The sequence below is a fragment of the Acinetobacter legionensis genome (assembly GCF_048552295.1).
Classification (GTDB): Bacteria; Pseudomonadota; Gammaproteobacteria; order Pseudomonadales; family Moraxellaceae; genus Acinetobacter.
Genome location: NZ_JBIMCW010000033.1, coordinates 1 through 23,267, shown reverse-complemented (window position 1 = coordinate 23,267; position 23,267 = coordinate 1). Strand labels below are relative to the sequence as shown.

Annotated in this window: 17 protein-coding genes and 1 pseudogene; 5 read left to right on the top strand and 13 right to left on the bottom strand. The window is 36.5% G+C overall.

Going from position 1 to position 23,267, the window contains the following annotated elements; translation table 11 throughout:
* Positions 1–210: 210 nt before the first annotated feature.
* The 7 genes from proA to ACG916_RS18845 form a co-directional block, all read right to left on the bottom strand.
* Positions 211–5,373, bottom strand: coding sequence for an anti-phage protein ProA (proA, locus tag ACG916_RS18875; protein ID WP_419328842.1), 5,163 nt, complete (start codon positions 5,371–5,373; stop codon positions 211–213).
* Between the two features lie 110 nt (positions 5,374–5,483).
* The gene (gene blp2, locus ACG916_RS18870; protein ID WP_419330715.1) at positions 5,484–7,904 is read right to left on the bottom strand and encodes an Ig-like repeat protein Blp2; all 2,421 of its coding nucleotides are present in this window, start codon (positions 7,902–7,904) and stop codon (positions 5,484–5,486) included.
* Positions 7,905–8,102: 198 nt separating this feature from the next.
* Positions 8,103–8,501 (bottom strand): GFA family protein, encoded by a 399-nt coding sequence (locus tag ACG916_RS18865; RefSeq protein WP_419328840.1) that lies wholly within the window; start codon positions 8,499–8,501, stop codon positions 8,103–8,105.
* 59 nt (positions 8,502–8,560) lie between these two features.
* The gene (locus ACG916_RS18860) at positions 8,561–9,085 is read right to left on the bottom strand and encodes a hypothetical protein (RefSeq protein ID WP_419328839.1); all 525 of its coding nucleotides are present in this window, start codon (positions 9,083–9,085) and stop codon (positions 8,561–8,563) included.
* Between the two features lie 29 nt (positions 9,086–9,114).
* Positions 9,115–9,897: a lysophospholipid acyltransferase family protein gene (locus tag ACG916_RS18855; protein ID WP_336954532.1), complete on the bottom strand. Its 783-nt coding sequence runs from the start codon at positions 9,895–9,897 to the stop codon at positions 9,115–9,117.
* Between the two features lie 188 nt (positions 9,898–10,085).
* Positions 10,086–11,201 (bottom strand): beta-ketoacyl-ACP synthase III, encoded by a 1,116-nt coding sequence (locus ACG916_RS18850; RefSeq protein ID WP_004721819.1) that lies wholly within the window; start codon positions 11,199–11,201, stop codon positions 10,086–10,088.
* A gap of 46 nt (positions 11,202–11,247) precedes the next feature.
* Positions 11,248–15,228, bottom strand: a complete 3,981-nt coding sequence (locus ACG916_RS18845; protein ID WP_336954531.1) for a DUF3418 domain-containing protein — start codon at positions 15,226–15,228, stop codon at positions 11,248–11,250.
* A gap of 618 nt (positions 15,229–15,846) precedes the next feature.
* On the opposite strand from ACG916_RS18845, the gene ahpC reads away from it, so the two are divergent.
* Positions 15,847–16,410, top strand: coding sequence for an alkyl hydroperoxide reductase subunit C (ahpC, locus tag ACG916_RS18840; RefSeq protein WP_004721823.1), 564 nt, complete (start codon positions 15,847–15,849; stop codon positions 16,408–16,410).
* A gap of 98 nt (positions 16,411–16,508) precedes the next feature.
* On the opposite strand, the gene ACG916_RS18835 is transcribed toward ahpC, so the two are convergent.
* Together ACG916_RS18835 and ACG916_RS18830 are read right to left on the bottom strand one after the other, a co-directional pair.
* Entirely contained in the window at positions 16,509–16,865 is a 357-nt protein-coding gene (locus ACG916_RS18835) for a VOC family protein (RefSeq protein ID WP_419328837.1), read from the bottom strand.
* A 100-nt stretch (positions 16,866–16,965) separates the two neighbouring features.
* Positions 16,966–17,469, bottom strand: coding sequence for an endonuclease V (locus ACG916_RS18830; RefSeq protein ID WP_336954529.1), 504 nt, complete (start codon positions 17,467–17,469; stop codon positions 16,966–16,968).
* A 221-nt stretch (positions 17,470–17,690) separates the two neighbouring features.
* Between ACG916_RS18830 and ACG916_RS18825 the strand changes: the two genes are divergently transcribed.
* On the top strand, positions 17,691–17,897 hold the full coding sequence (locus ACG916_RS18825) for a KTSC domain-containing protein (protein ID WP_004721830.1): 207 nt from the start codon (positions 17,691–17,693) through the stop codon (positions 17,895–17,897).
* A 60-nt stretch (positions 17,898–17,957) separates the two neighbouring features.
* Here ACG916_RS18825 and ACG916_RS18820 read toward each other — a convergent pair whose 3' ends face one another.
* From ACG916_RS18820 to ACG916_RS18805, 4 genes are all read right to left on the bottom strand, one after another.
* Positions 17,958–18,551, bottom strand: a complete 594-nt coding sequence (locus ACG916_RS18820; RefSeq protein WP_336954528.1) for an O-methyltransferase — start codon at positions 18,549–18,551, stop codon at positions 17,958–17,960.
* Positions 18,552–18,692: 141 nt separating this feature from the next.
* Complete coding sequence (locus tag ACG916_RS18815; protein WP_419328835.1) at positions 18,693–18,908, bottom strand: DUF1653 domain-containing protein; 216 nt, start codon at positions 18,906–18,908, stop codon at positions 18,693–18,695.
* Between the two features lie 98 nt (positions 18,909–19,006).
* A complete protein-coding gene (locus ACG916_RS18810; RefSeq protein ID WP_004721834.1) occupies positions 19,007–19,363 on the bottom strand; it encodes a hypothetical protein in 357 nt (118 codons plus the stop codon).
* Between the two features lie 363 nt (positions 19,364–19,726).
* A complete protein-coding gene (locus tag ACG916_RS18805; RefSeq protein ID WP_336954524.1) occupies positions 19,727–20,137 on the bottom strand; it encodes a roadblock/LC7 domain-containing protein in 411 nt (136 codons plus the stop codon).
* Between the two features lie 871 nt (positions 20,138–21,008).
* Here ACG916_RS18805 and ACG916_RS18800 point away from each other — a divergent pair.
* The 3 genes and pseudogenes from ACG916_RS18800 to ACG916_RS18790 form a co-directional block, all read left to right on the top strand.
* Complete coding sequence (locus tag ACG916_RS18800) at positions 21,009–21,353, top strand: hypothetical protein (protein WP_151803479.1); 345 nt, start codon at positions 21,009–21,011, stop codon at positions 21,351–21,353.
* 101 nt (positions 21,354–21,454) lie between these two features.
* Positions 21,455–22,156, top strand: coding sequence for a VIT1/CCC1 transporter family protein (locus ACG916_RS18795; RefSeq protein WP_419328834.1), 702 nt, complete (start codon positions 21,455–21,457; stop codon positions 22,154–22,156).
* A 130-nt stretch (positions 22,157–22,286) separates the two neighbouring features.
* Positions 22,287–23,171, top strand: a pseudogene (locus ACG916_RS18790) (NAD(P)H-dependent flavin oxidoreductase); the annotation flags it as partial.
* Between the last annotated feature and the right edge of the window lie 96 nt (positions 23,172–23,267).

Sequence of the window (23,267 nt, the reverse complement as noted above, 5' to 3'; positions counted from 1 at the left end):
ACATTTTGATCAAATATCAATTATTAGATCAAATGGGGGAATATAGAGATATACCTGAAATTGGGTATTTTATATGTATAAGTTCACGTTTTAGATAAAAATAAAAACGCTGAATGAAATTATTCAGCGTTTATTGGAAAGCACTATGCATCAAATTTAAGCCAAACAAGCGCTATAAAATCCGATTTCACAAACACCTACTAAAAACAATTAAGACATTTTATTGACCAAAGCTTCTAATTGACGATGTAACTTTTCAAGATTTCCTCTTGGATCAAGCCACCACTCTACAGTCCATAATTGTAATATATGCCAACCTAAACCTTTTAAAACTGTTGGGCGCAGTTGATCACGATCTCGTGCGGTTGCAGCCTTGGCATAATCATCACCATCTACAAGGATGCCCGTTAAATACTGCCCTACAATTTTAGGATCTTGAATTGCAAGATCAATCCGACCTTCTCCACTCCCCACAGCTAAGTCTACTTTCCAACCTAACTGCTCTAATTGAGTTTGCAAATACAACATCAGCTCATCTTTAGATTTTTCTTTTCCAACAGACTGTGCGTAATAAGCCATCTGCCCAGTTTGTGCAAAGCTAAGGAAATCTTTTAAATCCCGTACACCTTCACTACTGGTTCGCGAGAGATCAATCTGTTCTGGACGAAGTGTAGAAAAAACATGCAAACCCTGACGTGCACGAGTAATCGCAACATTTAAACGGCGCTGTCCACCTTGACGATTTAAAGCACCAAAATTCATCAACAATTTACCGTTTTGATCTGCAGCATAAGTGATTGAGAATATAATCAGATCTCTTTCATCACCTTGTACATTTTCCAAGTTCTTCACAAATAATGGCTCGAAACCCTCTCGGCTTAATTGCTCTAACTCGGGATAATTCGCCAATTCATTGTCTAACAAATCTTCAATCAGTTTTTGCTGGGTAATATTAAATGTCACCACACCAACTGTTTGTTTAACCTCAGCCGTGAGTTGAGTCGTTAAATGCTGGATAATAAATTGCACAATCGCTTGTGCCTCTGCCTTATTGGTACGGGTATCACCTTTATCATAAACCCCTTGAACTGGGTGGAATTGAATTGCACTATCCCGAGCCACAGGTGCCGGGAACGTCAATAATTCACCCTTATAATATTTTTGATTACTAAACTGGATTAAGCTTTCATAGCGACTACGATAATGCCAATTGAGCACCAATTCTGGCAATTGTGCGGCCAAGCATTCATCCAGAATACTTTCCAAATCTTCGGTAACATCCTCATCGATCGCTTCAGAATCGCCTTTTCCAAAGAAACTGGTTGGTGGTATTTGTTTATTATCACCCACAACAATCGATTGTTTGCCCCGAGCCAAAGCACCTATCGCATCCCAAACAGGAATCTGTGATGCCTCATCGAAGATCACCACATCAAACTTAGACTCAGGATCTAGATATTGAGCGACTGAAAGTGGACTCATTAACATACACGGTTTTAAACCTGTAATCACATCGGGAATTTGCTTAATTAATTCACGTACGGGTATATGCCGACGCTTTTTGCCCAACTCTTTATTGAGTAAAGCCCATTGTTTTTTAAACATTTCAGGGTTTTCAAAGATTTTATACCAACGACGGGTAATTTCCTCACTGGCAAACTGTTGATGTTCCCGATCCTGCTGCGAAAATTTCTGAATTTTTTGCTGCTGCAATTCACCATTAAACTGGTTGAGCTCAGGATGTTGACTAAACTGCTGAATAATCCATTGCCGAGCAAGATTAATATCAATTAACAATATCACATATTCTTGTCTTAACTTTTGAGCAGCATATTGCACGTTTGCTTCGGATGGCTGATGTTGTAAAAACTCGCTGAAACTTGCTAAACCCTGTTGTTTAAGTTCAGTTTTTAAACCTTGCCAATTTAGCCAATGGCGCCACTCACTTATCACAGTTTGTAATTGCCGTTGACGTGCAATAAGTTCAGCAAAAGTGATCATTGAATAGCCTTCTAAGTGTTCAGTTTGAAGCTGTTGATCGCTTAAAAGCTGGCTATATATTTTTTTTAATTCATCTACATATTGGGTGATTTTCCCCAAATCGTGCTGGCTTGCAAAACTCACTGCCTGCTGAATCACTGAAATTTGACTCATACGTTCTGAGAGTTGTTGTTTCAGTTGCGTCCATGCGATCGAAATATTTTCAAACTGTACCCAATCTGTCTTTTCAGCTTGCCAATAAGATTCCAAACGGTCTTTCAGCTGATTTTCAATGCTCTGGAATTGCTGCTGATAATTTTGAATATTGATCAGGATTGGCAAGTCATTTTCAACCACCATCGTTGATGGACGTTGTTTCTCCGTCTGATAACTCCGAATTAAATTTCTCAGCTGGTATTTTCCAAACCAAGACCAAGGCCAAAATTTGGCAACAGCTTCACGCCATTTAAATTCGATTTGTTTTAATTCAGCTTGGTAAATAGACGCATCATAATTAAAAATTAAGCGTGTACGGTTTTGCTGTATTTCTGTGCAAATCGCTTTTGCTTCAGAAATTTGTCGTATATCTATCGCATCAACAATTTTTAATAATTTCAAATCATGCTGCTGAGCGAAATTAAACAATGTCTGATAAATATCGAGATCTTTTTGTAGTTGCTGTAGATTTTCCGCACGGGGAAATTGGCAACACTCTTGCCAAGCTTGTACTGAAAAATGCAACTGTGGAATCAGTTCAGCTAAACGTTGTTGTTGCTGTTGGTACTGATCTTGCCATAACAAATTCCAAATATTCTGCGGGCTTCCCTCTGCAAATCCCTTAAGTATTTCAAAAGAGGATGGGGAAATTTGTTGATATTGTAAAAATGCTTTTGTACTGAGCGCTTTTAACTGGTTGCGAGATTGTTCAGTTAACTGCTGAATGTTAAGTTCAAATCGTAAGTTGTCTAAATCCCGATGTAGCAGCTCATCACTCATGGCATCAAATAAACTCCAACCAATCGGATGCTGTTGATGTAAAATATGCACATGCTGATTTAACTCATCGCGGCTTTCCACCAGTTGCTGAGAAAGCAATTGCCACGCTTGCTGGGTTTGCTTTTGCTGAACAACATAAGGATTATTGTTATTTTCGGCACGTTCACGAAGTTGATCTAAAACTTCTATTTTTTGCGCTTTTGCAGAATGTAATTGTAGACATAAATCGCCTAATCCAATCTGGTTTAAACGACGGTAAACCACATCTAAGGCCGCCATTTTTTCTGAAACAAATAATACTGATTTTCCATCTGCTAAACATTGCGCCACCATATTGGTAATCGTTTGAGATTTACCCGTACCTGGCGGTCCAGAAAGTACAAATGTTCGTCCCAATGCAGCTGACATTACCGCAGCAAGTTGCGAGGAGTCAGACGACAAGGGCGTGAATAATTGCTGAGGTTGATAGTTTTTATCGAGTTCGACTGGATGAGGAAAAGCCTCTTGTTTTTTAAATGGTTCCCGTGGTGTTTCAATCAGATGATTGACCACAGCCTGTTCTTTTAGCTGTTGCATACGTAAAGATAGATCACGCCACATCAGATATTTTGAAAATGAAAACTGACCAATTGCTGCTTCTGCAGTGACTTCCCATCCTCGCATATTGACCACCGCACGGCGTACAATTTGTAATACAGCATTCACATCCACACTAGATTCATCTATTGGCAATGGATCTAAGCCACTCATTTCGAGCTCAAAGTCTTGTCTTAATAACTGCAATAAAGTTGAATTAAAGCGTGGCTCATCATCATACATCCATAACCGATAACCAGACTTAGCAGATTCGCGCGTCATTCTTACAGGAATCAATAATAATGGTGCTTTAAAGCTTCTTTGAGCTTTCTCTGACTCTTTCCATTGCAAAAATCCAATGGCTAAAAATAATGTATTTGCTCCACCTTCCTCTAATGCCGTCCGTGAAGCCCGATAAACTTCAACCAAGCGTTTATTTAAGGTTTCACTATCTAGACCACTAAATAATAGCTGTCGATGCAAATTTTCATCAATATAGTGTTGTACATGATCAGCTTCATTCTCACGTGTCACATTTTTTAAAGAAATATGCTCAATACTATGGAAGAAAAACCCTTTATTTTCTGCTAAAGCATCTTCCAAAGAGGCTAAGGTTTTCTCAGAACATTGCAAGGGAATGCTTAGGCGATTATCTTTAAAGTTTAATAATTTATTTCTTAAACTTAAATCCAATAAACGCCTTAGCCAACGCTGTACGCGGGTTGCAACATTTTCACTTTCATCATAACTAGCATACTCAGGCAATGAGGCTTGTGTCCAAGTAATCTCATTATCATCAAGATTTTTTCTGACATCCAACTGCAAAGAAATCGGACGCACTCCACGTAAACGACTTTGTCGAATATCAATTGCAACATAAAACTGTTCAATTTTTTCAGGTACTTGTAAAAAGCACTGAGCAGATTCTATCGCTTGCTTTAAACTATTTTTTGAGGTCAGCAGTGTGGTTTCAATAAACGTAATTGCACCGAGTTCCATACATTTACGTAATGTTTGCAGATCATCAATCAAAATGTCGACGAGTGGTGTTTCATGTAGCCAAATTCCCAAAAAGCTGTGCCCCTGAATCAACATAACAATCGGATCAAGTCCGATTTGTTCCAGCAATGAACTGAGCAACATCGTACTGTCTAGGCAACATGCCATTTTTTCTTCTAAAATTTGTTTGGCAAAGCGAATCCGTTGCCCTTGTTGAATATAACTTGCAGGATTTACAATATAGCGTAAATCCTGTTCATTTAATGCCTGCCAAATCGCATTGACTTGCTGTAAAACATGTTCAGGATTTTTATCTGAATAACCATTTAAACTGCCAAGATTCTTTTCAAACAGTACTTCACTGGCACGTTTTAAAATAGGTACTAACGAAGCAGCATTAGGTTGTGAAAAACATGCCAATAGTTCAAGCGGTTGTTTTTCTCCACCCCAAGTATCGACAGTTAGAACTTGAATTTCTTGTTGATGCTCTGCCAATAAATTATCTTCTAAATCCAACCATTTAAAGCTTATGTTTACTTTTATATTTTCAGATAAATTTAATAGAAAATGAATATCAAAATTCAGTTTAGGATTATTGATTTGGGTACTTTGTTGTTCATCCAACATCCCGATATGGATTTCTGTTCTTTGAATAAATTCAGGATTCGCTTGAATAATAAGCTTACTTCTAGGAAGTAACTTACTACTAGTTAAAGAAATACTGTGAATTAAAGGGATAGCATTCTGCTGAAAGACAAAATTTAAACTTGCGCTAGCATCGATAAAGATTTGGAATTGATTTTGTTCAACAGCATCTGACATAAAAATTTTAATCCTAGAATTTTTTTTGATTTTGAATACAATCTTTTTACTTTATACCAAATTCATTTCAATAAAAAAGCACCCGTAGGTGCTTATCTGATTATTTTCAATCAAAAGGTTAGTAATTGTGGATCAAACAAATCCTTGATCAGATCAGATTGCAATACAGGTATATCTTGCGCTGATAGATTTTCGGCTTTATTAAAAGCGACCAATTCAGTATTTTTAGCATCATCGACAATGGTTGTAGCACTTTGATCAATTGTTCGAGCAAGCACATCATCAATCTGATTTGTAGTTAAATCATTAACTGAAGTCTTTGCCAACAATTCATCGACTGAAATGGCCGTGCTGTCATAAGAATTGGTATTGTCAACCTTGATATCTTCAACTTTGTTATTCTCAAGCGCATCTTGCAGTACAGTCGCTATGCTTGTACTGAGAATAGCTGAACTGCCAGCTATAGCAGTATGATCTAAATCTGAAACATTTGAATGGAGCTGCGAAAATTGATTTTCTATTGGTGTCGATTGATCGAGTACTTGAGCGCTACTTTCTGGCTCAGAATTTAAAACACCTGACCCAATCGCATCAGCACTTTTAACTGAATCAATATTCGAATCAGCTAAATCAGCATGAAAAGCTGACGTTTCATCAAAAACTGCCATTTTTGTGGCGATTTCTATTACAGTAAATGTTCGTGCATCACTTACTAAACTGGTATTCCCTGCTTTATCCGTTTGTACAGTGGTAATACTGTGACTTCCCAGAGTTAAATCATAAGCAAAACTAAATGACCATTTACTATCTGCACCAACTGTGACCTTACCTACCGCCTGATTATTGTCATAAATAATTAAAGTTGCTCCAACTTCTCCTGTTCCTGAAATCACAGGCCGCTTGTCATCTGTAGTCCCATTTGCAGCAACAGAACCTACAGTTGTCCCAACATCATCAACCACATCTGTGATTTTCGGACTAGCAGGCGCGGTTACATCTTTGGTACCTGTTACAGAGCTAAGCGCTGACTGATTTCCAGCTGCATCTGTTGCATATACACTGCCGACTTTTGCTTCAGTCAACGCTGTTGAAAGTGTGACAGAATAATTTCCGTTTGCATCTGTTGTTGCTGTGCCTAATAATTTATTTGCACTGTCATAAACTGAAATTTTGGAATTTGCTTCAGCGGTACCCGTGATCACAGTTCCTTCAGCATTTAAATTGGCCACGGGTTTATCTGGTGCTAAAACATCTTGTCCAGCTTTAATTTCTACAGCACTCGACTTATTTCCTGCAGCATCTTCAATTATAATTTTGCCAGTCTTGCTTGTATCTAAAGCAGGAGAAATGGTGATATTGAATTTGCCATTGGCGTCTACAACACCTGTTGCAATCACCGTACCTGTTGAATCTTGAATGATCACTTTAGCATTTACTTCTGCGGTTCCATGTATTGAAGTTCCATCTTTAGATACATCAAACTTAGGTTGATCAGGTGCTATAGTATCTTTACCGACTTCAATATTATGTTTTTCTGATTTATTACCAGATGCATCAATCGCTTCGACTGTACCAATCTGGCCTGTGGTTAAAGCAGGAGAAATAGCAACAGAAAATTGTCCCTGTGCATTGGCTTTTGCAGTACCAATCAGTTGACCCGCTGGATCATACACATTAATTATGGCATTCGCTTCTGCTTTACCAGTAACAATATTTCCTTGCTCATTTAACTGCCCCTGAGGCTCATTGGGTGCAATAGTATCTTTAGTACCCACAACAGAGGTATAGGTTGAAGCATTTCCAGCTTTGTCTTTTGGATTGATATAATAAGTATTATTGTTCAGCAAAGCCTCCGGCAGTGTCAATGAATAATTTCCATCTTTATCTACCACTGCTGTAGCAATCACTTTCTGGTTTTTATCAATTACATAAATAGTCGCACCCGCTTCAGCCGTACCCTTAATTTCAGTACCTTCTGGATTTAATGTTGCAGTCGGCGTTTTCGGTGCAATAATATCAGTAACCCCCTTTGATTGATTACTTCCACCATCATCAATCAATGCCAAACCTAAACCAATTGCAGAAGCAAGACCGACACCTGCTTTCACTGCGCTTGAAGAAAATAAATTTGAAAATGAAAACTCAGGTGTTGAATCTTCATAAGCAGAGATTTGTTGAACACCCGCAGTATTGGCACCTTCATAGAGTAAAGTGTCAAGTTTTTGCAAACCGCTATAGTCTGTAAAGTTTCCATTATCATCAAAGTGAGCAAGTGAGAAACTTCCATCCGCTTTAGGGAAAGTTAAAGAATGGGTTGTAGTTGCATTGGTTTGAAAAAATCCCTCTAAAACAATTTGCTCACCATTATTTAAACTAATAATCAGCTTATCACCTAATCGCTCTAGTGTTTTCACATCTTGTTGTGTGACACCAATTTGAATAATAGCAGGTTGATTTAAACTGACTGTTTTTGCTTGAGAATCCTGTAGTAATATTTTGTCTTGTTTTGCAGCGACGACTATTCTTGTCATTTATACCTTCTATTGATTTAAAATGTATTTTTTGAAAATTATACAGAAGGTATTTATATATACAAACGACTTAAACTAATTTCTGAATTATTTATAAAAATATAAAATTCAGATACTTAAAAAAGTAAGATAGCGCACAAAATCTTATTTAAACAATAAATATCCAGCATTCTTACTTTTGAAATATAACTTCACTATTTAGCAAATCGCTTGGACAAATTGTGGTGCAGTATCCAAAATTTCAAACCAAGCAGCTTTGTTATCGGTAAATGCATGTGAAACAATCTTGCCTTGAACAGGCTCATTTACAATACCTACACGTAATCTAACTACTTCTGGTAAGTCTAGACGCGCACTAAATAATGGGGATGCACATCTTTTACAGAAGGTTCGTTTTTTATTTTCAGTGGCATAATATTCTTGAAATAGTGCCTGTCCTTGAACAATCTCTAAATCTTGAGTCTGAATAGGAGCAATCGCCACAAATGCAGTGCCTTGAGCTTTTTGGCATTGCTGACAATGACAAACAAATATTTGAGGGATTTCACTATGAATTTTCAGTTGAATACCACCACAAAGACAAGAAGCTGTATACATTTTTATTCCTTTATATTGTGAGTAAACACATTTTATCGAGCAATTTTAACACTTATAACTTATAAATAATCAAATGGATAATGTGAAAAAAGTTCAGGATGGATACGATTTACAGTATCTTGAAATTGCTCCAATCCAATCGTAGACAATGGTTTTTTATCCAAGTGCTGATCCATTGCTTGCAGAAGTAAAGCAAATTGTAAAAATTGGAAAAAGTTGACTTGCATTGACTGGAACTGATCATGCTTTAAACTCTCATCTAAATCCATGCCTAAATCATGATTATAGAATAAAATATCAAAACTATTGCGATCTAAAAACCATTCATCACCTTGCCCTGTACGACCAATTTTCCATAGTTGTTGGGATAATTTTTCCACATGCTCTGCGAAATACTGGTTTTCCTTTATCGCAGTTTCATAGCCAAATAAATCAATATCAGGGGTAATTTCAGTATCGCCACACTGTTGTAAAAATTCAAGATAATGAGGATCTGAAAGAAAAGTCACAGTACTTTGAATGGGTTGAGTTCGCGGATTTAATAGCTGAAGTATCTGTTTAAAATTGGTTTGCAGTTCAAACATTATTGCGCTCTCAAAGATTGTTTTTTGTTCTAAGTTTTTTGTTCTAGATCATCTGCTCGATAGGACTTTAAGGCCTCAATTTCAGTATAAATACTCGCTTGCAATTGATCACGAAATACAATCATATCATCCATGCTCCCAATCTGTTCAATAGATAACCGTGGCATAAATTTGAAATAGAAAGGAATCCGCTTTGGAATAATATGCTTTGGAATCGAAGGAATAACCTCACCCTGTCTAAGCAATGAACCTATTTTGGGATTTGATAATATTTTATTAAACCATTTTTGTTTGAGCAGAATATTTACATCGAAAGCCAAATCAAAAACTTCATCACCACCTAAAGCCACAAAAGGAGCTATTTCATAACCAAATTCCTGAGCCAACTTTAAGAAACCAAAGCGTTGCTTCCAGATCAATTGATAAGCTTCACCTTTGCGTTTAATAACTTCTCGACCACCTCCTGGAAAAACCAAAATCGAATAGCCTTGTCGCATCGCTTCTTTGGCATATTCTTGTACGCCATCAACCCCACCGACACGTTTAACTACCTCTTTCCAAATCGGAATATGAAAATGGATATGATCAGCTAAACTAACCACAGCGATTTTATGCTCTGTAAATAAATAATCAATCAGAATCGGAGAATCTAAAACACCATAGATGGTGTGATTACCGACATACATGGCTGGTTTATTCGGTACTAAATTTTCAGTACCTAAAAATGTTGGACGAAAGTAAAAGCGCTGTAAGCTGCTTATTAATCGAATTAGTTTAGCGTTGTGGCGTATTTTCAAGGTTTTTTCAGTCATGTTGTATCTCTACAAAATACTTTTCAACATTTTTTGATCTTACCATTAAGTGTATGACTGCTCCTTTTTCAGGGAAGAGCTTTGAACAAATAAAATAAGTTAAATTTTGGATAATCCCCCCTTCTTTTCAAAGTAGCTGAACTATGCTTTTAGCGACGCAAGGGGGGGAGATTTTATAAAATTATGATTTAAGCAACGTGCTTTTGTACAAGAATTGAACCCACAGAATAACCTGCACCAAATGAACATAGCACACCATATTCACCATCATTCACCTGATCCGCACTACGATGTAATGCAATGATCACACCTGCTGAAGACGTATTGGCAAACTCATCTAAAATGATTGGTACCAAATCAGGATCTGCTTCTGCAACTTCTTTGCCGACAATGAGTTTTAAAATTAATTCATTCATATTGGCATTGGCTTGATGTAGCCAAAAACGTTTTACATTTTCAGGTTGAATACTGTTCTTTTCCAATTGTGTGGAAATAATTTTCGCAACCAATGGACACACTTCTTTAAATACTTTGCGACCATCTTGACGAAATTGCTTATCATCACGAGAAGTTAATTCTGAACCATTTAAGAAACCAAAATTATTTCGGATGTTATTGGAGAATTGGGTAAACAAATGGGTATCTACGATTTCAAACCCTGTTTTGCTATCCGTTTCTTCAATAATTGAAGCTGTTGCAACATCGCCAAAAATAAAATGGCAGTCACGTGAACGATAGTCAGTATGGCCTGAGGTAATTTCCACATTGACCAATAACACACGACGTGCACCCGTTTTTACAGCATCGTAGGCTTGTTTCAAACCAAATGTAGCAGCTGAACACGCCACATTCATGTCGTAGGCATAGCCCTGAATCCCCAATGCAGTTTGAATTTCAATTGCAACAGCAGGATAAGCACGTTGTAAATTTGAACAAGCTAAAATCACCACATCAATGTCTTCTGCAGTTACGCCTGCATTTTCCATCGCTTGTTTTGCCGCAATCACGCCCCACTCAGCTTGGATTGAAAGCTCTTCATCTGAACGTTCTTCTAAACGAGGACGTAAACGATTAATGTCTAGGACACCTGATTTTTCAATCACATAACGACGCTTTACACCTGATGCTTTTTCAATAAATTCTGCACTTGAACCACGACGGGCAACAACTTCACCCGCTTCAATTTTTTCAGCATTTTCACTGTTAAATTGTTCCACATAAGCATTTAAACAATCCACCAATTCTTCATTGGTAATCACTTCTTCAGGATGGTACAAACCTGTACCTGTAATACGGATGCCCATGTAAAACTCCTTTTTAAATTCACAAATATTTCAAATTATTTCTATTCTAACCGATTCCAAGCTTTTCCCATACTTTTTGTATTCTGGTTGACGAAATCGGCATCTTGGTTTTCATTGGTTGAGAAAATAATGAAATACGTAGTTCCTCAACCATGAAGTAGACTTCTTTAACACGGACATCCGACTTAAACTTAAACAGTTTATCCATCCAAGGATCTACTTCTTTAATTGCAGCATCATCACGATTTAGATTATTCGGCAATCGATCTAAACGCAATAACAATGCTTTTAAATAACGAGGATATTCCTGCCAAATATCTGAAGATTTTGAATAAACAAAATTGGATAAGTTCATTAAATCGAGTTGATCCTCAATATCATTCATATTTTTAGCAAATACATCTTGATCCAGCATCAACAATTGCTGGCGTATTTCCTGCCATTGAATATAAATTTCACTGATCAACTTTAATGCTTCCTGACCATAACTTAAAAATGACTTTTTCACATCTGCCATGACTATCGCAAATTCTTCAGCATTAATTGGTAAATCTTGAATTGCCATTTGTAATGTTGCGTACACCAACATTTGCTCAAGTTGTGCTTTATCGCCCAAAGGAGAATATGCCAATGCCAGTGGCTTGGAAATTTGCTTTTTCAATTGACGAATCAAATCCCCCAATTGCATATGAATCAAACGAATTACGCCTTCACGATGCTGTTTAATCGCTTCACTTTGATCATTAAAGGTCTGAATCACAATACCAGAATCATCTTTCAACTCTAACTTAGCAAAGTCTTTGCTTGGAACCAGTGCCTGATATTGTTTAACCACAACCCCAGTTACTTTCTGAGATGCTTCAAATACAAAGCTTTCAGGAAAAGTAGTAAACTCACCTTTTAACTGTTTGACAGGACTGTGTGTTTCAGTTCGACAACGTGCTTTAAGTTCTGCAAGATCACGGCCTTTTTCAATCACGCGACCTTTTTCATCAATTACTTTGATAAATGGAATTAAGAATTGATCAATACGTTCAAAAGAAAAATCTTTATTGGTAATTTGTTCACCACGTAATTGAAATGCCAAAAATTCAAAAATATGCTGACGCAAATGTTGCGCATCGACTGCTTTGATCAATTTATTGGCTGTATCTGGAATCGGCACCAAGTTACGACGTTTATCTTTTGGTAAGGCTTTTAATAAAGCTTCGATTAAATCCAAACGCCAACCCGGAATCCCCCAAGACCAAATATTTTCATCAACTTGAGCTAAGGCCTGTACAGGAATTTTTACAGTTGCGCCATCTTCATCATGACTTGGATCAAAACGATAGCTGGCAGCTAAACGCAATTGTCCATTATGTAAATAATCTGGAAATTGCTGTGTAGTTGGACGATCATTCATCCATAAATCATCATCATCAACAAAAAGATAACGAGGATTCTGCGGTTCTACTGTTGCTCGCCAATCTTCAAAGCTACGACGGCTGGCAATTTCCGTAGGCACTTTAGAGGCATAAAACTGATAAATGGTTTCTTCATCGACGACTAAATCACGACGACGCAGTTTGTCTTCTACCCGCTCCACTTCTTCAAGCTTTAATAGGTTGTGTTTTAAGAATGGTGGCGTTGTTCCCAAGTTTCCTGTAGTTAGCGCATCTCTTAAGAAAATTTCATGTGCAGCCAACTGGTCCACTTTTTCATAATTGGTGGCACGTTTCGGTTCAATGATCAGTCCAAATAATGAAATCTGATCATAAGCATTGACCACGCCCGGTTTTTTCGCCCAATGTGGCTCAAAATAATGATGTTTTAATAAGTTCGGTGCAGCCAAAAGAATCCACTCAGGCTCAATTTTTGCCAATGTGCGTAAATACACCTGTGAGGTTTCGACCATTTCAAATGCCATTACCCATGGGGTATTGGTTTTATGTAAGGTTGATGCAGGAAAAATTCGGGCTTTTTGCTGACGAACTGCCATGAAAATATTACGTTCGTCAGTTTTATTGGCAATAAAGGACAATAGTCCTGTCAATAAGGCACGGTGTAAATTTTCATAACTGGCCTGCTTTTCATTGAATGAAAGTTTTAAACCTTGTGCTAAATCCAGTAATTGTTCATGAGTTTTCTTCCACTCACGTAAGCGCAACCAGCTAAGAAAATGCTGTTTGGCAAAATTACGTCTTTTGCTTTCACTCAAAGTTTCACGATTTTCAGTCAGTGTATTCCACAGTTTAATATAAAATAGAAAATCTGAATCTGCTTCTTTAAATAATGCATGTTTTTGATCCGCCTGCATTTGCTTATCAGCAGGACGCTCGCGTGGGTCTTGTACTGCAAGTGCAGCAACAATAATCAAAACTTCATTCAGTACCCCAAAATGAGCACCACCAAGAATCATACGTGCAAGGCGTGGGTCTATTGGCATTTTTGCCATTTGTAGACCGATTTTGGTTAAACTGTTATTTTGAAGTTCGGCTTTTTTAGTAGCAGGTTGTGCAAGGTTTTTTGCTTTAGCATCACCTACAGTTCCCTGCTTGGAAACCGCAATTTCATTTTGTGCCATTGCTTGAGGAAGATTATTTGAATTTTGCGCGTCATGGATAGCACCTAATTCAATCAGCAACTTACGCCCATCGTTGACCAAACGATGGTCTGGTGGCTCAATAAAATCAAAATCTTCTACAGCACCTAAACCGAGACTTTGCATCTGTAAAATAACCGATGCTAAATTGGTCCGTTTAATTTCTGGTTCAGTAAAATCTGGACGACTTTGAAAATCATCTTCACTGTATAAGCGAATGCAAACACCTGGTGCAATACGACCACATCGCCCTTTACGCTGATTTGCAGCAGCTTGAGAAATCGCTTCAATCGGTAAACGCTGTACCCGTGAACGATAGTTATAGCGAGAAATACGTGCAAAACCACTGTCGATCACATAACGAATATTCGGTACAGTCAATGCTGTTTCAGCAACGTTTGTCGCGATGATAATACGTCGACCACCACCAGATGGATTAAAGATTTTCTGCTGTTCTGCCAAAGCTAAACGAGCATATAAAGGTAAAATTTGCGTGTGTTTAGGACCAAATTTTTGTAAGGTCTCTTGTAGTTCTCGAATTTCTTGTTCAGTACTTGAGAAAATAAGAATATCCGCATGTTCAGGATGTCCCTTAGACTCAGCATCCTTAAAACATTCTTCTACAGCTTGTACCACTGCGCGTGGTAAATTTTCTTCAAACTCATCAAAGTCATCATCATCACTACCGCCGATCGTCATCTCTGAAATCGGACGATAACGCAGTTCAACTGGAAAGCTACGTCCTTCCACTTCAAAAATTGGTGCACCATTAAAATATTCGCTAAAGCGATTCACATCTAATGTCGCTGAAGTAATAATGATTTTTAAATCAGGGCGCTTTTTGACCAGTTGCTTCAGGTAACCCATGATGAAATCAATATTTAATGAACGCTCATGTGCTTCATCAATAATAATCGTGTCATATTTATTTAAATAACGATCATTAGAAAGTTCAGCAAGTAGAATACCATCCGTCATTAAGCGAACGATCGAATCATTTGATCCTTGCTCATTAAAACGCACTTTAAAACTGATGCTTTCACCCAGCTTTTCACCAACTTCTTCAGCAATTCGTTGCGATACGCTTCGTGCTGCTAGACGACGAGGCTGAGTATGACCAATCATCCCAGTTAAACCACGACCTGCAAGCATTGCAATCTGTGGTAATTGCGTAGTTTTACCAGAACCCGTTTCCCCTGCAACAATAATAATCTGATGCTTCTGAATCGCTTCAATCAGTTTATCTGCATACTGGGTAACCGGTAGATCCTGATTGAGTTTGATTGTCGGTAGACTGGCTAATCTTTTTTTGACTTGATGATTTGATTTCTCAAACAATTCTTGGAATTTTTCAGGATGAGCATCTTTTCCTTTTTTCAGTCGATTTAAACGATGGCGATCTCGTACCATAACCCATTGATCGACATTTAACTGATTTGGCACAGATGCATTATCCTAATACTTAAAATTGAACGGAATATTTTACGCTGTAAAGCACAGGAGAGATAGTCCAATCAAAGTGAATTCACCATTGTGTTATACATGTATTATAAAAATAATATTTAAAAGGTGCTAAAGTTTACTCAACTACGCAACTGGCTGTGGTTGCAAATATTCTTATAGACGTAGATCTGTTGCTATATGATCTACAAAACTAGCTAGCTTGAAGTGATGCCCAAGCACAAAACAGCAGTCCCTGTATCATTTGCTCGATGCACAACATTGAAATGTGATGTAGTTAAAATTCAATTTATCTTATATGAACAAATTCTATACATTGAAATAAATTTTATATCTTTTTTAGAAATCACCCTTGAAATATAGCCCCAGAAGCATCATGTTTGTAACAGATTAAAAAAGGATGCTTTGTCATTCAAACATCATCTTGATTTGCTTTAGTTGATGAAACTCTGACAAAACAACGGTTTTTGGTGAAATGTATCTGGAGCACGTTAATTTGATTTTCCGATCTTAGCGATAAAAAAATACTATTTCCCCAATAATCTAAAATTCATTATTCTAGTTAAATATTAGATAAACACCTCAATCATGGAGATAATGATGAGCTTAATTAATACTGAAGTTAAACCATTTAAAGCACAAGCTTTCCAAAACGGCCAATTCATTGAAGTTACAGAAGCCGATCTTAAAGGTAAATGGTCTGTAGTTTTCTTCTATCCAGCAGACTTCACTTTTGTTTGCCCAACAGAACTTGGTGATCTTGCAGACAACTATGCTGAATTCAAAAAATTAGGCGTTGAAATCTACTCTGTTTCTACAGATACACACTTCACGCACAAAGCTTGGCACGATTCTTCTGAAGAAATCAAAAAAATTGAATATGTAATGGTTGGTGACCCAACTTGGGTTCTTGCTAAAAACTTCGAAGTTTTAATTGAATCTGCTGGTCTTGCTGATCGTGGTACTTTCGTTATCGATCCTGAAGGTAAAATCCAAATCATCGAAATCAATGCTGGTGGTATTGGTCGTGATGCTTCTGAACTTCTTCGTAAAGTTAAAGCAGCTCAATACGTTCACGGTCATCCTGGCGAAGTTTGCCCAGCTAAATGGAAAGAAGGTGATGCAACTCTTGCACCTTCAATCGACTTAGTCGGTAAAATCTAATTCTTGAATTAGATTTTACCCATAAAAAAACCACGCTTTTTAGCGTGGTTTTTTACATTGGATTTTATGTGCAGGTTTTTGCGTTTGTAGGTTTTTATTTAATGAGACCAAATTACAATTTCATATCCGTCTAAATCTTTAAAATGAAAACGACGCCCACCAGGAAAACTAAAGATCTCTTGTACGATAGTTGCTCCTGCCTCTTTCACACACATTAAGCTTTGTTCTAACTGGATACTATATAAGACAATTAATGCCCCACCAGAACTTTGCACATTGTCAGATTGGGTAAAGCCACCTTTTATCTCCCCTGAATCAAACTCACAATATGCAGGACCAAAGTCAGTAAAAGTCCAGCCTAAGTTTTGATAAAACTTTTTGCTTTGGAGGATGTCTTTCACCTTAAATTCAATATAGTTTATTGAAATTTTTTGACGAGACGCTGACTGATCCATATATGTTTCACCATAAATTTATAAAATATTTTTTTAATAAAAAAACAAAGCATTAGCATATAAAAAATGCATTTAAACCACTGGATTTAGAATAGCATAATTATTTTTGCGTTGTTTTGCTCAAACGATCAACTTGCTTAAGTAGCTCAGGAATACGGTATTTCCCATACATGGACTGCACGTTGTGTTTCGCTTTCGCTAATTCTATTCCGATGGCAGAGACATATAAGGGCTTAACACTTTGTCCACGTAGAATTTCAAATTCCTTTGGCGTTCCCCTAAATTCATTTTTAGCCACTCCAATTACAGGAGTTTTATCAGCTAAGGCAGTATATAAATGCTGTCCTAAACCAACTGTTTGTTCAACACCTAAATAAACATAGCCATCAATCACAATCATATCAATGGTTTCTTTCACCAAATCCAATAATTTTAAAATACACGGCAATTCACGTTTATAAAATTGACCTGACTCATAGTCAGCAATTGGCTTGATGGTGATAAGGTAATGGTTCGATATACTAGAACTCGTCCAAGACTCAAATACAATGCCAGCAACTTGTGCAGCGTTTTCTGTATAGGCAACATCTATTGCAAGAATCATAATCTATCCCTAAATTATTAAAAAACTCGTTATCTCGTTTAATTATGATTTTTAAGCGTTTATCTTGCAAAAATACGCAATGTCAAAATATGAATAACCTTATCAAAACAATCATTAGGATTTTTACAAAACCACTATACATTTCTTTAAGTGAATAGACTAATTTCAAAAGATACAGAATATTTTTTCTGTAAAACAATCAAAAGTTTAAGGGGTTGCTTATGGGATCTATGATTACCGTGACTTCTTGGAAGTATAATGCTTCTTCACGGTATTTAAAAATTTTTTATAACAATGGTTCTGGTGAACTTTACCATCCCGTACCAGAATTTATATACAATAATTTACTACGATGTAGTGATAAAACAGCATTCGTGCATAAATACCTAGAATATGATTTACATTTTAAAAGGCTTTCAATTTTATAATTTTAGAGCGGCGCTTTTAAAGTAAAGTCAGGGAGATTTCTCCCTGATATAAAAACTGTGTTAGTTTTTTAATGTCACCATAAACAGACCTGACCCGATCGACAAGGTTGTTGTCATAAACCTTTCATCTTGTTTAACTTCTTTGATAAAGCTTTTAACTTCAGCCGCATGTGATATTACGTTATCAACAATCAAAACTCCGCCATGCTCTACAAGCATCTTCTGTAGATATACCCAGTAATTTAAATAAGCATTGCGTTCAGCATCAAGTAGAATAAAGTCATATTGTTCCTGACACTGTTCTAAGTATTTTTGCGCATCCCCCACCCAAAAATCGATCACGTCATCAACTTTTAACTCTTGAGCATGCAGTTGCGCTTGCTGAGTTCTTTTTTCATCGATCTCAAGCGTTGTCACCTTCGCACCTGTCACTTTGGCTGCATCCGCAAGCCACAATGTAGAATAACCTGTTGATGTTCCGATCTCTAAAATTTTCTTAGACTGCTGAATTCTTACTTGCATCGCTAAAAACAATGCTGATTCAGGTTCGATATTTCGATAGCGTTTAATACGATCACACTGTGTGGCATCAAACTTAATAAAGGATTGATATAGTTCATTCAATCGTTGCAAAAATGGGTTACTTAAACTCATGTTTAGATCTTCCTTTTCACTATCATTGTTATTATTTCAATCATTTACGTCATTGCTATGACAATACATAGCTTTTGACAAGTTACATCGTTACGGTTTATTACATGACTTAATCAACCTATAAAGTCTAACGCATATGGATTAAACAGCATGTAAAAAATCAAATCTTGGTTGAATTTGGCCATTTTCTAATGTGACCTGCTCACAAAACATCTCATAAGGTCTCACCCACACTGAGTAGTCGCCATATAAGCATTGGTAAACCACAACTTTTTCTCGGGTTTCACTATGTGTTGCGACATGAAAGACTTGGTATAAATTACCTTTATAATGTTTATAAATTCCAGCTTTTAACATGAATGCTCAACACAATAAATACGATACTTATGTTATACAGGATAGTAAAAGAAAAAACTCGTCCGAGGACGAGTTTTTTAAGCTTTTCAGTTTTTAAATTAAGAAAAATCTAAGCCTTTTTCAAATGCTTTTAACTCGTGACGAGCCATTGCTAAGTTTGATTTAGAACGATCTAAAACCAGATAAAGAAATAAATTTTCATTTGAATCAAGTGGACGAATCAAGTGATACTGCTTACCTAATGTAATTAAAATATCTTCAATTACATCATCTAATTTTAGTGCTTTTGCAACTTTACGCTTAGCACGAACAACTTCAGTATTACCTGCTGCTGCTAATTCTAAGTCTAAACCTGCACCCGCAGTCGCTAAAGATAAACCACTTTCGCTATCTACTAATGCAGCACAAACGAAACCATCGATATCAGTTAATTGATCTAGTGTGATACGAGCCATGAGCATCCCCGTTGCTTTCAACATTGTTGTTCGTTTTAGCAATTCAATTTTTATTTTGCTTTACTAAAACACTTTACTATATAGCTAAAAATTTTCATTTCTAACTAACATGTATAAATTAGTATTCTTTTTGAATACCCATTTAATTTTATTTGATAATCAATTTTAATTAATTATTTCCACACTCATTTAAATAGCATAAAAAATATTAATTATTCAATAGAAATTTAAAAAATAAATAACTAATTTGACTATTTAAAGCTTTCAAAAAATTCCAAAAAATACCAGATTCGAAAAAAAATCAGTATAGATCTCATTTTTTAAAAAAATGTAAACCTCATCACATATTTTAAAATAACTTCCCTATATGTTTCTCGTGAGTAATTCAGAAGTAGATTTGAGCTCATATAGGATCTGCCCCAATAAAATATCTTTGTTGGTCATCGCCACTAAAACCAACGGATGCTTTGGATGAGGAATTGCGGTTAATAGCGCTTTTCCATTCTCTGCATCTAAGGTAATTGTTTGACATCCAACAAGATTGATTTCTGAAACAAATGCTGTCACTAAGGCCAAAATCGAACTACTCACTGCAGCAATTTTTCCAGAATTGTTAATATTTTTCTTGTTGGCTAAAGCAATTTCAAAACCATCAGAAGTACACAACATGATGAACTCTACACCACTGACCGAGTTCAAAAGTTGTCTGATTTGTTTTTCAGCATATATGACAAAATCATCGGGTACTTTTCGAGATGTGTTTAGATCAAGCATATTCAAGAAAACCCCATAAATTAATTTGTAAATTAAGCATTTTGAAAAGCCGAAAAACATGTTTTCTAGACTTTTTCTAGTGACAGAATTATTTGATATACTTCACATTTTAGCTCAATTCTATCTGTTTTTATTGGCTTGTAAATATTTTTTTTCAATTTTAATTTATTTTTACAGCACTGATTTTGTCTCCAAAGTTCAAAATTGTCAGATCTAGTACTACTCGTCACTTTTAATCGATTAATATCATAAATTGTATAGATCTTAAACTATGTCTTGATTTAATTTTAACGATAAAACATAGAAACAACTTTTTTATTTTTTCATTAAGTATTTTATTGATACTTGAGTTTTAGATATAAAGCGAGTGTATTCATATTATATTAAACTTTTATTAAAATTATGTTGATCAGTTATTATTCAATATAAGATAAATTGATCTTATAAAAAATTTACATTTTATTTTTTGATTTGGTTATTTTTTGTGTTTATATTTGGATTTGTTGATCATTCCTCTATGTTTGCGACAGTGTGTGTTTTAGATGATACTAGGCACGAAATATGAAATTTAGTCTTTCTAAATGAGTAGTTCGTAACAAGGTAACAGTAAAAAATACACTAGTCCCTGAGCTTCGCCTTGTGCTGCCAATAAAGCAGTGCTTTGTTCTTACTCTGGTTGCAACTAAAATTAGCTCTGTTGGCGTTATGAAACTTAAAAGAGATCCGTTATTCTTTTTTTTTCATCCTTAGTGACTTATACAAGCTTTGCTCAATTTTAGCCTACAACGCAAGCTACTTATGAAATATTAACGAGCCCTTATTTTATCCAACTGCTGGATGCCAAAAATTAATTTAAAAAAGGTACAAGACAATGAATAAACTTCTACTTTCTCTTGGTCTGATTGCAACGATTGCACTTGTTGGTTGTAATAAAGACAAAGCACCTGAAACGGGTGCGACTACAGGTGAACATGCTGCAAATGCCGTAGAACAAGCAAAACATGATGCAGAACACGCGGCTCAAAATGCAGCGGATGCGACTGCTAAAGCTGCGGATAATGCAGCAAATGCAACTGCGACTGCTGTAGATCATGCAGCTGATGCAACTGCCCATGCTGCAGATGCAACTGTTGATGCTGCTAAAGATGCCACTGCAACTGCTGCGGGTGCTGTTGAAAAAGGTGCTGCTGACGTTAAAGAAAAAGCGAGCCAATAGTTTTAATATGAAAAAAAGCTCCTAAATATAGGAGCTTTTTTTCATTTGTCATATATTTACATTATAAATTAACCGACTTTCAGTCACATGGAGTTTTGTTTATGTCTCATTCTCACCACCTAGAACAGCATTTTATACAACGTACAGGCTGGTTAAGAGCAGCCGTCTTAGGTGCAAATGATGGCATTATTTCTGTGACTAGTTTAGTGATGGGAATGGCAGCAAGCGGTGCCTCAAGCCACACCCTGCTGATTACCTGTATTGCAGGATTAATTTCTGGTGCAACCTCAATGGCTGCCGGTGAATATATTTCCGTTAAATCACAGTCAGATATTGAAGCAGCAGATCTAAAAGTAGAAGCTCTAGAATTAGAAAAGAATCCGCACTTAGAGCTTAAAGAACTTACCCACATTTATATTCAACGTGGTTTAGATCCTGAATTGGCGCATCAAGTTGCTGTTCAACTCACAGAAAAAAATGCTTTGGAAGCACATGCACGTGATGAAATTGGGATCAATGAAGCAACTGCTGCAAGACCATTACAGGCTGCTGGTTCTTCTGCATTATCTTTTTCTATTGGTGCATTATTTCCGACATTATCAATTGTGTTTAGCCCGGAAGCATATTTAGAGAAAATTGTTTTAGTTGTCGGTATCTTATCTCTAGTCATACTGGGTGCGTTATCCAGCTATTTTGCTGGTACATCAATACTCAAAGGTAGTTTCCGTGTGGCTGTGTGGGGAATTATCGCAATGGCGTTCTCAAGCTGGATTGGTTCACTGTTCCAAGTCACTCCAATTTAATTTATGTCTTGATAAAATAAGTCGCAACTTAAAGATGTATTTAAATTATATTTTTATAATAAATACCGAACATAATTTGCTAATTTGCAGTCGCTTCGGCAAAGTAACTTAAAACACAAGGAGCTTAAGTATGTCTTTATTAGAACAATTAGGGATAAAACATCCCATATTACTTGCACCAATGGCTGGAGTTTCTACCCCACTATTGGCTGCAGAAGTATCAAATCAAGGGGCTTTGGGTGCTTTAGGACTCGGTGCAAATACACTAGATTCTGCATTAAAACAAATTCATGAAACTCAAGCACTAACACCACATCCTTTTCAATTAAACTTTTTCTGTCATGAATCAGCAGCATTAAACACTGAATCTAATCTGTTATGGAGTCAACATTTAGCAACTGAATTTGAAAAATTTGGTGCAAGCCCACCTACAGAATTAAAATGTATTTACCCTAGCTTTAAAGACAATGATGATTTTTTAAACCTTTGTTTAGACACTCAACCCAAAGCAGTAAGTTTCCACTTTGGCATCCCGCATGAATATCAAATTCAAAAATTAAAACAAGCCGGTATCATCACAATTGTTTCTGCAACCAATCTAACTGAAGCGCTCACTATCGAAGAAGCAGGGATTGATATTATTGTAGCTCAAGGTATCGAAGCAGGTGGACATCGCGGTATTTTTAATGCTCAAATTGATGGCGCAATTAAAACCGCTGATTTAGTCCAACTCATCAAAAAATATAGTTCACTTCCTGTCATTGCAGCAGGTGGTATTATGAATGGGCAACAAGCTAAAACCATGTTAAACCTTGGTGCTGATGCCGTTCAATTGGGAACTGCTTTTGTACAATGTAAATCTTCAAATGCCAATGCAGCATACCGCAAGGCTTTATTTGATCACCCACTCACTCAAATTACTTCAAGCATTTCAGGTCGCCCAGCACGCGGCATCATCAATCATTGGCAAGCGAGGATTGATCAGCCCGACCGTCCACATGTAGCCGCCTACCCTAGAGGTGGATCAGGAAATTTGAACAACACTTATAAGTGATATTTTGCTCCCCAAATGATGTTATAAACATCAATATATGGAGTATTTTATGGCACG

What these genes read in the sequence shown, in the direction of transcription:
- proA (WP_419328842.1), bottom strand. Translation starts at nt 5,373, where the DNA reads ATGTCAGATGCTGTTGAACAAAATCAATTCCAAATCTTTATCGATGCT.
- blp2 (WP_419330715.1), bottom strand. Translation starts at nt 7,904, where the DNA reads ATGACAAGAATAGTCGTCGCTGCAAAACAAGACAAAATATTACTACAG.
- ACG916_RS18865 (WP_419328840.1), bottom strand. Translation starts at nt 8,501, where the DNA reads ATGTATACAGCTTCTTGTCTTTGTGGTGGTATTCAACTGAAAATTCAT.
- ACG916_RS18860 (WP_419328839.1), bottom strand. Translation starts at nt 9,085, where the DNA reads ATGTTTGAACTGCAAACCAATTTTAAACAGATACTTCAGCTATTAAAT.
- ACG916_RS18855 (WP_336954532.1), bottom strand. Translation starts at nt 9,897, where the DNA reads ATGACTGAAAAAACCTTGAAAATACGCCACAACGCTAAACTAATTCGA.
- ACG916_RS18850 (WP_004721819.1), bottom strand. Translation starts at nt 11,201, where the DNA reads ATGGGCATCCGTATTACAGGTACAGGTTTGTACCATCCTGAAGAAGTG.
- ahpC (WP_004721823.1), top strand. Translation starts at nt 15,847, where the DNA reads ATGAGCTTAATTAATACTGAAGTTAAACCATTTAAAGCACAAGCTTTC.
- ACG916_RS18835 (WP_419328837.1), bottom strand. Translation starts at nt 16,865, where the DNA reads ATGGATCAGTCAGCGTCTCGTCAAAAAATTTCAATAAACTATATTGAA.
- ACG916_RS18830 (WP_336954529.1), bottom strand. Translation starts at nt 17,469, where the DNA reads ATGATTCTTGCAATAGATGTTGCCTATACAGAAAACGCTGCACAAGTT.
- ACG916_RS18825 (WP_004721830.1), top strand. Translation starts at nt 17,691, where the DNA reads ATGGGATCTATGATTACCGTGACTTCTTGGAAGTATAATGCTTCTTCA.
- ACG916_RS18820 (WP_336954528.1), bottom strand. Translation starts at nt 18,551, where the DNA reads ATGAGTTTAAGTAACCCATTTTTGCAACGATTGAATGAACTATATCAA.
- ACG916_RS18815 (WP_419328835.1), bottom strand. Translation starts at nt 18,908, where the DNA reads ATGTTAAAAGCTGGAATTTATAAACATTATAAAGGTAATTTATACCAA.
- ACG916_RS18810 (WP_004721834.1), bottom strand. Translation starts at nt 19,363, where the DNA reads ATGGCTCGTATCACACTAGATCAATTAACTGATATCGATGGTTTCGTT.
- ACG916_RS18805 (WP_336954524.1), bottom strand. Translation starts at nt 20,137, where the DNA reads ATGCTTGATCTAAACACATCTCGAAAAGTACCCGATGATTTTGTCATA.
- ACG916_RS18800 (WP_151803479.1), top strand. Translation starts at nt 21,009, where the DNA reads ATGAATAAACTTCTACTTTCTCTTGGTCTGATTGCAACGATTGCACTT.
- ACG916_RS18795 (WP_419328834.1), top strand. Translation starts at nt 21,455, where the DNA reads ATGTCTCATTCTCACCACCTAGAACAGCATTTTATACAACGTACAGGC.